Here is a 12386-nt window from a genome sequence, read left to right as displayed (position 1 = left end):
ATTTGGTGCGCCACGACTTAGCCGCAGCACATACTGAATTTTTAAACCAAAACCGCCGGACTGTTTTGCGTCGCCAACATGTTTTTGTTATGAGTACCGTTAAGGCACAAATACCATTTCTATGTTAAACAGATAGTTACACTCTGATTCTCTTACTGTTGCTTTTAGTACTAAATCACTTTGTCCTTCCGACTCAGTCCAAAGATCCACGAGAATATCCCAGTGAGTGTCAGCCCAAAGACACACAGATGTTTGCCAAGTTTCTTCAGGGAGTGGGACAAGCTCTTCACCATAATCAGCGATATAGTCTTTGATGTGATTTACTGTTTGTTGATCCAATTTTTCAAGACCAGCAATGACGGTGCTATTTTCATAATCTTTGTTAACGAAGGAACATACAATTTGTGAAATAGTTTCACGCCAAATGGTTGGTATAGGTTGCTCAATTTCCGAGTTTTTGGATACCGGAACATCTCTCATATTCATTTTTTCCAATTAGCTCATAACAATTATTATGGGACAAGATGTCCGAATAATTCATCCACAAGCACCTATTTTTCCTTGTGGATATTTTCTTCAGGCTAGCACATAAGGTTATGTAATAAATAAAATTATTATTCGTTAGCACAAGAAGCTGGTCACAAGAATATGACTCACTTTAAAACAAAGTGGACATTGCGCACTATTTAATCAGACTGTATATAAAAACAGTAATGGTGTACCACATGAAAAGTCTCTTTTTGCTAAGCGTTCAAGAACACATGATGCTCAGACATTATGCTAAACGAACCATCAAAACCTATCTTCTATGGATCGCCCAGTTCATTCGTTTTCACCAAATGAAACACCCTAAAGATCTCGATAAATCACACGTAGAAGCGTTTTTGAATTCACTTATGCTGGAAAAAAATGTGGCGGCTGGCACCCAAGCAGTCGCGCTTAACTCACTTCGATATTTATATGTCGAATATTTTAAGCGAGGCGATGATTTCAATTTGGATTACCGCTATTCAAAAAGAGATCGCAAGATACCAATAGTGCTAACTAAAAGCGAAGTGAGTCAATTGCTTAAGCATGTTACTCCAAGCTATTCTTTGCCAATCAAACTTATGTACGGTTCTGGTTTACGTGTGATGGAGTGTGTTCGGCTAAGAGTGCATGATATTGATTATAACTACTTAGCTGTCCGCGTATGGCAAGGGAAAGGAAACAAGAATCGATTGGTAACCTTAGCACCGGAGCTAGTAAAAGAACTCAAACAGCAAACCGAGTGTGTCCAAGCTATTTATAACGTCGACCTCCATCACCCTAACTATGCGGGAGTATGGCTCAAACCTTCATGGCGAAGAAAATACCCCAAAGCATCGATGGATATTGGCTGGCACTATCTGTTTCCGACTAAAAACCTGAGCTTTGATCCAGAATCTAACGAATTACGTCGCCATCATATCAATGAGAAAAGTGTACAAAGAGAAGTAAAACGGGCGGCTAAGCTGGCAAATATAGCCAAGCCTGTCACTTGCCATACTCTGCGGCACAGCTTTGCTACTCACCTATTAGAATCTGGTGCCGATATTCGTACTGTGCAGGAGCAGCTTGGTCACAAAGATGTAAAAACAACTCAGATCTACACTCATGTTTTGGATAGAGGGGCTAGTGGTGTCACGAGCCCCCTTTCTGGGTTGTTCAAAGAAATGCAGTCATAAAGCGTTTGAATGGTGCACGCTTAATTTAAGCGGTTACGGTCATCGTCATCTTCTTTACGTTCAAACTCGCCTTCAAAGGTGTTCCCTTTGGAATTGTCTCCACCGCGTTGAAACGGGTCGTGCTCGAATGGGTTTTGCTGACCAAAGCCACCTTGGGCGTGAAACCCGCCGCCGTTACCAAAGTTTTGCACTTTCACTTTGCTCATCAATTGCTTGGCGATAACGGCTCTTGGTGCCGGAAGCAGAACCAGCATCCCTAATGCATCGGTCATAAATCCGGGGGTCAGAAGCAACACGCCGGCAACCGCCAGCATAACGCCCTCAACAATTTGCTGAGCGGGTAGTTCGCCTTGCTGTAATCGGCTTTGTACCGACATCAGAGTTTGCAAGCCCTGGCTTCGCACTAAAGAAGCGCCCACAAAAGCAGTCAGCAAGACCAAGCCTATGGTTGTCCAGAAACCTAAAAAGCCGCCCACCTGAATAAAGAGCGCAATTTCAATGATGGGTACAGCAATAAATAGCAGTAAAAGTATCGGAAACACGGGTCCTCCTGTTGCAACTACCGCCAGTGTATTGCTTTGACTGACAAACAACAATTCTTCCTTTAAAAGTTGCGCTCTGATCCGGCACTCAAGAACCCCCTCTGAACCAAGAAACTTGACCTGACTTGGGAAATCACAATTCTGTAAGAATTGTTGACAACTCAATGACTCAAAAGGTGATCAGGCTACTATTTTTATGCCGCCATTTCGATAAGATGAGCGCATAAGTCAGGACTGATTTTGTAGCCGTTTATTCTGACGAATGGATTCTTAAAACACAGATGTGGCTAACTCAGCTTCAATACTTACAATAAAAAACTAAGGATCCTGTTATGGCTAAGACTATCGATCTTAATCACACTTCCCCTCTGTCTGCGACTCGCATTGAAGAAGATCTACTCGGTCAACGTCACGTTCCTGCCGATGCTTACTACGGCATCCATACACTGAGAGCAATTGAAAATTTTAACATTTCCAGCGTAACCATTTCTGACGTCCCTGAATTTGTGCGTGGAATGGTCATGACCAAGAAAGCAGCAGCGCTTGCCAACAAAGAACTGGGCGTAATCCCGTCCGACATTGCTAACCCAATTATTCAGGCTTGTGATGTGATTCTGGAAACGGGTAAATGCATGGATCAGTTCCCGTCGGATGTCTTCCAGGGTGGCGCTGGCACGTCTGTCAACATGAACACGAATGAAGTGGTGGCAAACCTGGCTCTTGAGCTGATGGGCAAAGAGAAAGGTCAGTACGAATTTGTTAACCCGAATGATCATGTGAATAAAAGCCAGTCCACCAACTGCGCCTACCCGACTGGGTTCCGCATTGCCGTTTATAACAGCGTAAGCAAGCTGGTGGATGCCATTGAATACCTGAAAGGGGCGTTCGAGCTGAAAAGTCAGGAGTTCAGCAGCGTGTTGAAAATGGGTCGCACCCAGCTTCAGGACGCCGTGCCAATGACGGTCGGACAAGAATTCCACGCCTGGGCGGTCACGCTGAACGAAGAAATTCGTAACCTCGAATACACGTCAAAACTTCTTCTGGAAGTGAACATTGGTGCAACGGCAATTGGTACGGGTCTGAACGCGGCGGAAGGCTACCAAGCCGCAGCGGTTAAACATCTTGCCGAGGTTACCGGGCTAGAGTGCGTCCCTGCCGAGGACTTGATTGAAGCAACATCCGATTGCGGTGCATACGTGATGACTCACGGCGCACTTAAACGACTGGCAGTGAAGCTGTCTAAGATCTGTAATGACCTGCGACTGCTCTCTTCTGGCCCTCGTGCAGGTCTGAACGAACTGAACCTGCCAGAACTTCAGGCGGGCTCTTCCATTATGCCAGCCAAAGTGAACCCGGTTGTTCCTGAAGTTGTGAACCAAGTTTGTTTCAAAGTTCTGGGGAACGACAACACCATCTCCTTTGCGGCAGAAGGCGGTCAGTTGCAGCTTAACGTAATGGAACCCGTGATTGCTCAGAGCATGTTCGAGTCTTTGGAGATCCTGACCAACGCTTGCGTAAACCTCCGTGATAAGTGCATCGACGGTATTACTGTCAATAAAGACGTTTGCGAAAGCTACGTGTATAACTCCATTGGTATTGTTACTTACCTCAACCCTTATATCGGGCACCATGAAGGTGACATCGTCGGTAAAATTTGTGCCGAAACGGGCAAAAGTGTCCGAGATGTGGTGCTAGAAAGAGGGTTACTCACCGAGGAAGAGTTAGACGATATCTTCTCGGTAAACAATCTGATGCATCCAAAGTACAAAGCCAAACGATTTAATTAATAGAATGGGACCATAAGGTCCCATTTTTGCTTGCTGATAATAGCGCCAAATAGCATAAGTTTGTTTTATATCAGTCCTATTCGCTTTGTTAATCTGCTATAGTCTGCGCCGTTTTTAGCATTCCATAAATTTTTATGCTGAGTTTTGATCTTCTTTTCCTGAGAAAAGAAGACGTTACCATTTGAGATTTTAAGATAAGGTACGACGTATGATTATGGTCGAGTTGTTAGTAGTCCTGCTCTTTATCTATTTAGGTGCGAGGATTGGGGGCATCGGTATCGGTTTTGCTGGCGGTGCGGGTGTAGTGGCGTTAACCATGGTTCTGGGTGTGCCTGCTGGCAGCATTCCAGTAGACGTTATCTTAATCATCGCTTCGGTGATTACAGCGATTGCTGCAATGCAAGTCGCAGGGGGGATGGACTGGCTGGTCGATCTGGCTGAACAGTTTCTTCGCAAGAACCCGAAACACATTACCTTTTACGCGCCAGTGGTCACTTACCTGATGACTTTGCTGGCAGGTACAGGTCACACGGCGTTCTCCACGCTTCCAGTTATTGCAGAAGTCGCCAAAGAACAGGGGGTTCGTCCTTCGCGCCCGCTTTCGATTGCGGTCGTAGCTTCTCAAATCGCCATCACAGCTTCACCTATTTCTGCGGCGGTGGTGTTCTTTTCAGGCATTCTTGAACCACTAGGGGTGGGCTATCTCACTCTGCTCGCGGTTTGTATCCCTACCACTTTCGTTGCCTGCATGGTGGGTGCGTTCGTTTCTAATTTCTTAGGCAGCGAACTGAAAGACGACCCAATCTATCAAGATCGTTTGGCGAAGGGTTTAATCAAGATGCAGGGTGCGCAAAAGCGTGAAATTCTGCCAACGGCCAAAGTATCGGTGTACATCTTCTTCGCAGCAATCATCGCCGTTGTGGCTTATGCGACCATGATTTCTAGCGCTGTGGGCTTGATTGAAGATCCGGCGATCGGTCGTAACCAGGCCATTATGGCTCTGATGCTGACCGCCGCTACAGCGATTGTGATGAGCACCAAAATCGACGCCTCTAAGATTGCCAATGCTGCGACGTTTAAGTCTGGTATGAGTGCTTGTGTCTGTGTTTTGGGCGTCGCCTGGCTGGGTGATACGTTTGTATCCAGCCATATTGATCAGATCAAAGACTTGTCTGCACACATTCTGGAACAGTACCCGTGGATGCTGGCGATTACGTTGTTCTTTGCTTCTATGTTGCTTTACTCACAAGGTGCAACCACAACGGCTCTGATGCCAGCGGCGCTTGCCATTGGTGTTGCTCCACTAACAGCAGTAGCGTCTTTCGCTGCAGTCAGCGCATTGTTTGTATTACCCACCTACCCAACGCTTCTGGCGGCAGTAGAAATGGACGACACGGGTTCAACTCGAATCGGTCAGTGGGTGTTTAACCATCCGTTCTTCATTCCGGGTGTGGTCACTATCGCCACGGCGGTTGCTCTCGGCTTCGCATTTGGTGGAATACTAATCTAACAAGCTGTGATGATTAAGAAAAGGGAAGCGATGCTTCCCTTTTTCATATTTCATTTTCAATTTGAGCAACTGTTCTCAACTTATGAATCCTCACCTTATCTGCCTAATGTTTTCTTCTGCCAATCGCTGATATGATGAAACTTATTACGCCGCTATCGGGTCTGATAGGGTATTCCTTTTCTTACAAGTAACGTGATGAAAACTCTGCGATCATTTTTGTTGTGGCTGATGGTCAGCCTGTCGATAACGACTCCCGTTTCAGCTGAGCTGTTTTCCAATAATGCTCAGGGATTTACGCCAAGCTTTGATACTTCTCCGAATCAGTTTGTCCCGGTTGACGAAGCGTTTCCGTTCAACTTTTTTCAGGACAATGATCGCGTTCGCCTGGAGTGGCAGGTTAAAGACGAATACTACCTTTATCAGGAACGCATTTCGGTCACCGCCAACGGTGCTGAAATCGGCGCGATTGAAATGCGCGACGGTCAGCCTTATAAGGATGAGTTTTTTGGTGATGTTCGCATCTACACCACGCCGCTAACGGTTACTGTCCCGCTGATTTCCGCTACTAAAGACGCACTTTTGGAAGTGCGATACCAAGGCTGTGCCAAGGCTGGGTTCTGTTACCCGCCTGAGATTCGCACTGTGCCGATTTCTGCGTTTACCTCTACTGGTGGTTCTGACACCCCAACCGCTTCTGCGCCAAAGGCTCAAGAACGTTCCACTATCACTCAGTCTCAAGAGTCTGGCTTTGCCGACAAACTGGCTAACAGCTGGTGGACGCCACTGCTGTTTTTCGCTCTGGGTGTAGGTTTAGCCTTTACGCCATGTGTATTGCCGATGTACCCCATCCTGACCAGTATTGTGCTGGGCGGCGATCAGATCACTCAAAAGCGCGCACTGGGCTTATCGTTTGTTTACGTTCAGGGAATGGCGCTGACTTACACACTACTGGGCTTGGTGGTTGCGTCAGCCGGTCTGCAATTTCAGGCAGCCATGCAACATCACTACGTACTGATTGGTTTGAGCGTGCTGTTCATCGCGCTGGCGGCGTCGATGTTTGGGGTGTATACCTTGCAGCTACCGAGTGGCGTGCAAACCTGGCTTAACAACCTCAGCAACAAACAACAGGGTGGCAGCAACGCAGGTGTGTTTGCCATGGGCGCTATCTCTGGCTTAGTGTGTTCACCATGCACCACTGCCCCACTGTCTGGCGCACTGCTTTACGTGGCGCAAAGTGGCGATCTGCTTACGGGCGGCGTTGCACTTTACGCACTGGCGCTGGGTATGGGTGTACCGCTGATTGCGGTCGCCGTATTTGGTAACAAACTTCTGCCTAAAGCTGGTGGCTGGATGGATCGCGTGAAAGTGATGTTCGGCTTTATTCTGCTCGCGGCACCTATCTTCCTGCTGGAGCGAATCCTGCCTGAACTGTGGACACAAATCATGTGGTCCGTGCTTGGGCTTTCTGCATTTGGCTGGCTTTACCATGCTAAAAACAGCCTGCCGTTTGGTGGCTGGAAACAAAGCGTGGTCGGTATTGTTGCGGTATTGGGTCTGGTCGCTTCTGCGCAACCTATCATTTCACAATGGTGGAACCCGTCAGCCGTCGCACAAGCTGAGCCAACGGTAGCCTTCAAACGCATTAAAAACCTTGCCGATTTAGAATCGGAATTAGCCGCGGCTAAGCAAGCGGGTAAACCAGTGATGCTGGACTTCTACGCAGACTGGTGTGTGGCGTGTAAAGAGTTTGAAAAATACACCTTCCACGCACCAGAAGTGGAAGCCAAACTGCAAGGCTACGTGTTGCTTCAGGCAGACGTGACTCGCAGCATGCCAGAAGACATCGAGCTACTGCAAAAGCTGGAAGTACTGGGCTTACCCACCATCGAATTTTGGGATGCAAACGGCGAGTACATCCCGAATGCACGGTTGACTGGATTCATGCCCGCAGAGCCGTTTTTAGCCCACCTAAACGCGCTTTAAACCCTAGCTGATTTCCGATGTGAGCCTGATTTTCAGGCTCACATTTTTTTGTTTCGATTCTGTTAAAAGCTCAAATTTTCAACATAATGAATTCAATGGATACATTGAGTTTATTGTCATGAAATGGATTGTTCTTGCGCTACTCGTTCACTTGGGGACCTTGTTCTCATCGCCTTCTGTTGCACAAAACCCAGAGCCTTCCCCGCAAAACATCGTTGTACTGACGTCATTTCCTGAAAGCTTTTACTCGCCTATTGAGCAAGCTTTTGCCACTCAATATCCCAAGCACCCAATTCGCTTTATCAACAAAAAAACGCCTGCACTTATGGCGCATCTGGTTCAGCAGCGATCACCACAACCCGACCTTATCTGGCTGAGTTCCTCCGATGCCATGGCGCAGCTAGAGCAGCAGGGCTTCATCCAGCAAAGTCATACCTTTGCGTGGTCGCAGTTTGGCTTTTTCTGGAATAGCGACAGGCTGGCAGCGCTCGACCTTCCTGAACCCGATTCATGGGAAACCCTGACCACCCCGTTATTTGAAAACCAGGTTGCCATGAGCGCCCCGTCGCGTTCGGGCACCAACCACTTAGTGATTGAACTCGTCCTCCAGCAATATGGTTGGGATGAAGGCTGGCGGCTTTTGCTTAAACTCGGAGGGAATTTATCCACCATTACAGCACGCAGCTTTGGTGTGCGCGAAGGCATCATTAAACAGCGTTTTACCGTTGCTCCAGTGGTCGATTTCTTCTATCGCAGCGCTCTTGCTAGTCAGGCTCCTGTCGGCTTTCACCCGTTTCCTGATACGCCTTTGATTCCAGCGCAAATTGGGCTCACAAAGCAGGAAAAACCGAGTTCAAGAAAAGTGTTTGTTGAATTTCTGCTGTCAGAAAACGGACAAGCTTTGCTTTCCCTGCCCAGCGTAAATCGCATTCCCAACCAGACCGGGCTTGAAATGGCAGCCAAAAGTCGCACTTCCGCGTTCAATAGCCAGCTGTCTGCCAGCCGCTACCACACGGTGAATGCCTTGTTTGACCAGTGGATCACCCACCGGCTGGATGATCTCCATCGTTTCTGGCGGCTGTGGTATCAGGTCCACCAGCATCCGCTGTCTAGTGTTCAGCAGAAACAGCTCGCTCAGGTGCTGGCAGATATCAGTCAAATCCCCGTTGAAGAAGACGTTGCTGCCGACCCGACGCTGAACGAGAAACTAAGCACAACCAATCGCTATGAAGACTTTTACCAACGCATTACCGGGCTATGGCAAGACCAAATGAATAAACAGATGGCGAAGGGTATCATCACGCTAGAGCAGATTCTCGCGGAGGTTTCCCCATGAAAAAACGCCACAGTATCGCATTGCGAATCTTTGCTCTGTTTATGGTCCTTGGTGGGCTTGCCATCGCTATGGTGGTTTCGAATTCCATCACCTTGCAAAATCTCGCGACATCTTCTGAAACCTGGGGGAAAAAGCAGTTACCAGTGATGGTTGCCGCAGCCAGGTTTGCCGAATTAGGCGGCCAAATCACCACCGATGCCACCAATTTGGCGCTGGCGAAATCGACTCAGGCTTTGCAAACTGCCAATGCGCGCTTGGACACTGCTCTCCCTAAGCTCAGCCAGTTTAATCCGGAAAAACTCTCGCCAGAGCACCATAAAAAGATGCTCAAGCTGGCAGCAGAATTAAAAGAAAACGTTCGCCAGATCTACACAAACACCGAACAAAAACTGCTGATTCAGGAACAGCAGCAGAGACGAAGAAAACAGTTGTACTGGACGCAGATCGACTTTGTCGATGAAGTGATACCACTGACCGAAGAGAGCCAGTTCAATCTGGATTTGTTGCTCGATAAGCTGCAAAAGAAAAATGGCTTGTCTTCAAGTGAATTCAGTACCCTCAAGTCCGAAACTCATAATCAAAGCCAGCTTCTCAAACTGGAAGCGGACGTGAACCTTGTGCTGGACTTACTTCAGCGAGTATCCCTGTTTTCCAATCGCACCGACATCCTTGCGGCGCAAAGCATGATTGATGAAACCATGGTGACGATTTCAGAACAAACCAACACGCTGCAAAGCATGCCCAGTACGGTCACCATTCGCCAGATTGCCTCTGCCCTTGATGAATATATCAGTGGCAGTGATACCCCCATCCAAAGAGCGCTGCGAGTTCTGTCGTTAGATGAAGGCAATCAGGAATTGCTGGAAGAAAACCAACTGTTGCTGCAAGACATTCGGCTTATCGTTTCGCAAACCGTTAGCGAAGCGGAAAAGCAGGCAACCGAAACCGCCGAGCAAATCACACACATCGTCAATACCAGTCGCAGCCAGCTCAATTTCACCATTCTGGTCATCGCGGTGCTGACGGTTTTTGTTGCCCTTTATTTGAAAAACCAGCTTCTTAATCGCCTTGCCAATGTGCTGCGCAGCATGAGGCATCTGGCACAAGGTGAACTGCAAACGCCTCTGGCGATTTCTGGGCAAGATGAAGTTGCCTCACTGGCGCATGCCACCAACGTGTTTAACCAAACCGCCATGCAGCTTCGCCAAAGAACCGGAGCACTAGAAGAGAAAAACCAACAACTGGTAGATGAAATCGAGCAGCGATTGCTGGCAGAACAAGATCTCAAAGCCACACAGGAAGAGTTGGTTCAGGCGGCGAAACTGGCGGTACTTGGGCAGCTCACCTCTGGGATTGTTCACGAATTCAGCCAGCCCCTTGCTGCCATTCGCTCGAACAGCTATCTGGCGGTGCAGTATCTGGAGAAAAACCAGCCTGAACAGGCAAAAGACAAGCTGACTCGTATCGATAAGATCACCGATCGCGCCACCAAGCTGTGTCAGCACCTGAAGTCTTTTGCCCGAAAAACCGATGACATAACCCAGCGTACGCCCGTTAAGAAGATCGCACTTAACGCCATGGAACTGTTTACTGAAAACCTACCCGCTGATTGGATAGCTATCGACGTCGAAGAAACCTTAACCGTCAGCGCCAATGACATTCGGCTGGAGCAGGTTTTTGTTAACCTAATCAGCAACAGTCTGGACGCCATTCAAACCCGAATCAAAGACCATGAGCTAGAAAACCAAGAGCTCGAAAACCAAAAATTTGCCCCTCAGATACGCATTGCTGCCATCCAAAACCAAGACAATGTGGTGATTCATGTTCACGACAATGGCTGCGGTATGCACCCCGAACAACTGAATCAGATATTCGAACCCTTCTACACCACTAAGGATGTGGGCAGCGGACTGGGGCTTGGCATGTCCATCACTCACAACATCATTCAGGATTTTGGCGGCACCATTTCCATTGAATCCCAACCCAATCAAGGCACGGAGGTCACCCTATGTCTCAAACCCATGTAGTACTGGTGGAGGACGACAAAGAGCTCAGAGAAAGCCTGAGCGAAATTCTGGAACTCAATGGCATGTCAGTGACTGCCTTTGCCTCGGCAGACAAGGCACTGCCTTGCATTCAGTACAACAGTAACAGTGTGGTGGTGTCTGACATTCGTATGCCCAATATGGATGGCATGACCTTTCTCCAGCATTTGCAGCAGTTAGATAACGATCTGCCTGTGGTTCTGATCTCTGGTCACGCAGACATCGAAACTGCGCTGCAATGCATTAAGCTCGGGGCGTTTGATTTCGTCGAAAAACCTCTCAGACCAGAGCATCTGGTTGGTCTGGTCACCAAAGCGATTCAACACCGAGAGCTGACGCTGGAAAACCGCCGCCTTAAGCAAAATCACCCGCGTACTATTACTCTAGATGAGCTGTTGATTGGCGAGTCCGACTCGATGAAAAAGCTCAAAACAAGGCTTATCACGCTGGCCAACGCCGACGTCAACATTGTGATTAACGGGGAAACTGGCACCGGAAAAGAGAAAATTGCGCGCACGCTGCACAGCCAGTCGGAACGCAACAATAAACCCTTTGTCGCCATCAACTGCGGCGCAATGCCGGAAAACCTGATTGAATCCGAACTCTTTGGTCATGAAGCCGGAAGCTTTACCGGCGCAAGCAAAAAGCGCATCGGAAAAATTGAATACGCCTCTGGAGGTACTCTGTTTCTGGATGAAATCGAAAGCATGCCACTGTCTGCTCAGATACGGCTATTGAGGGTAATTCAGGAAGGCGAACTGGAACGCGTGGGCAGTAACCAGACAGTAAGCGTCGACCTTAAGGTGTTGTCTGCTTCCAAAGACGACCTGTTCGAACTCTCTCAGAAGGGCGAATTTCGTCAGGATTTATACTATCGACTGAACGTCGCGACACTGGATATTCCTCCGTTGCGAGAGCGAAAGTCGGACATCCCAGTGCTGCTCGGGCATTTTATTCATGAAGCAGAAAAGCGGTTAAATCAGAAAGCCCCCGCTCTGACCCCGCTGCATTTTCAACATTTGATGAACCATGACTGGCCGGGCAATGTGCGTGAACTGATGAACGAAGCCGACCGAATTGTGCTGGGAATATCCGATCTGATTTTCACCAACAACCAGCAGGAATGCCACAGTCTTGCGCATCAGCTGACCCAGTTTGAGTTCTCCGTTCTTCACCATACATTGACCCAGTTTTCAGGTCATATTGGCGATACCGCCGAGCACTTGGATATTCCCCGTAAAAACCTTTACCTCAGAATGAAAAAGTTCGGTTTAAAGAAAGAAGACTACACCACTGATTCCACCCCAGAAGAGTAGGTCAAAAATGACCTACTCACGGATCACATTCTCTTCTCAATGACACATCTGCAAATTTTGGCAAAAGCTAAAGTCATTTAAAATTATACACTTAACTAAAATTTAACATTGGCACAACATTTGGAATATCTATACCCAGTTACCCGGTTATTTATCGGTAA

9 protein-coding genes are annotated in these 12386 nt (G+C 47.9%); 7 read left to right on the top strand and 2 right to left on the bottom strand.

The genetic code is table 11. The features are described from left to right. Positions 1 to 99 precede the first annotated feature (99 nt). The gene (locus QMG91_RS01165) at positions 100 to 486 is read right to left on the bottom strand and encodes a DUF7668 domain-containing protein (RefSeq protein WP_281830419.1); all 387 of its coding nucleotides are present in this window, start codon (positions 484 to 486) and stop codon (positions 100 to 102) included. A 239-nt stretch (positions 487 to 725) separates the two neighbouring features. Here QMG91_RS01165 and QMG91_RS01160 point away from each other — a divergent pair, with 239 nt between their 5' ends. Further along, positions 726 to 1706 (top strand): integron integrase, encoded by a 981-nt coding sequence (locus QMG91_RS01160; protein WP_281828304.1) that lies wholly within the window; start codon positions 726 to 728, stop codon positions 1704 to 1706. 20 nt (positions 1707 to 1726) lie between these two features. Here the strand turns inward: QMG91_RS01160 and QMG91_RS01155 are convergent, their stop codons facing one another. Further along, on the bottom strand, positions 1727 to 2248 hold the full coding sequence (locus QMG91_RS01155; RefSeq protein WP_022551777.1) for an FxsA family protein: 522 nt from the start codon (positions 2246 to 2248) through the stop codon (positions 1727 to 1729). A 332-nt stretch (positions 2249 to 2580) separates the two neighbouring features. On the opposite strand from QMG91_RS01155, the gene aspA reads away from it, so the two are divergent. From aspA to QMG91_RS01125, 6 genes are all read left to right on the top strand, one after another. Next, complete coding sequence (gene aspA / locus QMG91_RS01150; protein WP_281828302.1) at positions 2581 to 4035, top strand: aspartate ammonia-lyase; 1455 nt, start codon at positions 2581 to 2583, stop codon at positions 4033 to 4035. 208 nt (positions 4036 to 4243) lie between these two features. Further along, the gene (locus QMG91_RS01145; protein WP_281828300.1) at positions 4244 to 5545 is read left to right on the top strand and encodes an anaerobic C4-dicarboxylate transporter; all 1302 of its coding nucleotides are present in this window, start codon (positions 4244 to 4246) and stop codon (positions 5543 to 5545) included. 204 nt (positions 5546 to 5749) lie between these two features. Further along, positions 5750 to 7528, top strand: a complete 1779-nt coding sequence (locus tag QMG91_RS01140; protein WP_409351257.1) for a protein-disulfide reductase DsbD — start codon at positions 5750 to 5752, stop codon at positions 7526 to 7528. 118 nt (positions 7529 to 7646) lie between these two features. Next, complete coding sequence (locus tag QMG91_RS01135; RefSeq protein WP_281828296.1) at positions 7647 to 8864, top strand: ABC transporter substrate-binding protein; 1218 nt, start codon at positions 7647 to 7649, stop codon at positions 8862 to 8864. Then, positions 8861 to 10891: an ATP-binding protein gene (locus QMG91_RS01130; protein WP_281828294.1), complete on the top strand. Its 2031-nt coding sequence runs from the start codon at positions 8861 to 8863 to the stop codon at positions 10889 to 10891. The genes QMG91_RS01135 and QMG91_RS01130 overlap by 4 nt, the downstream gene beginning before the upstream one ends. Further along, positions 10873 to 12225 carry a sigma-54-dependent transcriptional regulator gene (locus QMG91_RS01125; protein WP_004401995.1) on the top strand — a complete coding sequence of 451 codons (1353 nt, stop codon included), beginning with the start codon at positions 10873 to 10875 and terminating at the stop codon, positions 12223 to 12225. The genes QMG91_RS01130 and QMG91_RS01125 overlap by 19 nt, the downstream gene beginning before the upstream one ends. Positions 12226 to 12386 lie beyond the last annotated feature (161 nt).

Source organism: Vibrio nigripulchritudo, from assembly GCF_027924785.1.
Classification (GTDB): domain Bacteria; phylum Pseudomonadota; class Gammaproteobacteria; order Enterobacterales; family Vibrionaceae; genus Vibrio; species Vibrio nigripulchritudo.
This window is presented reverse-complemented; position numbering and strand designations above follow the sequence as displayed.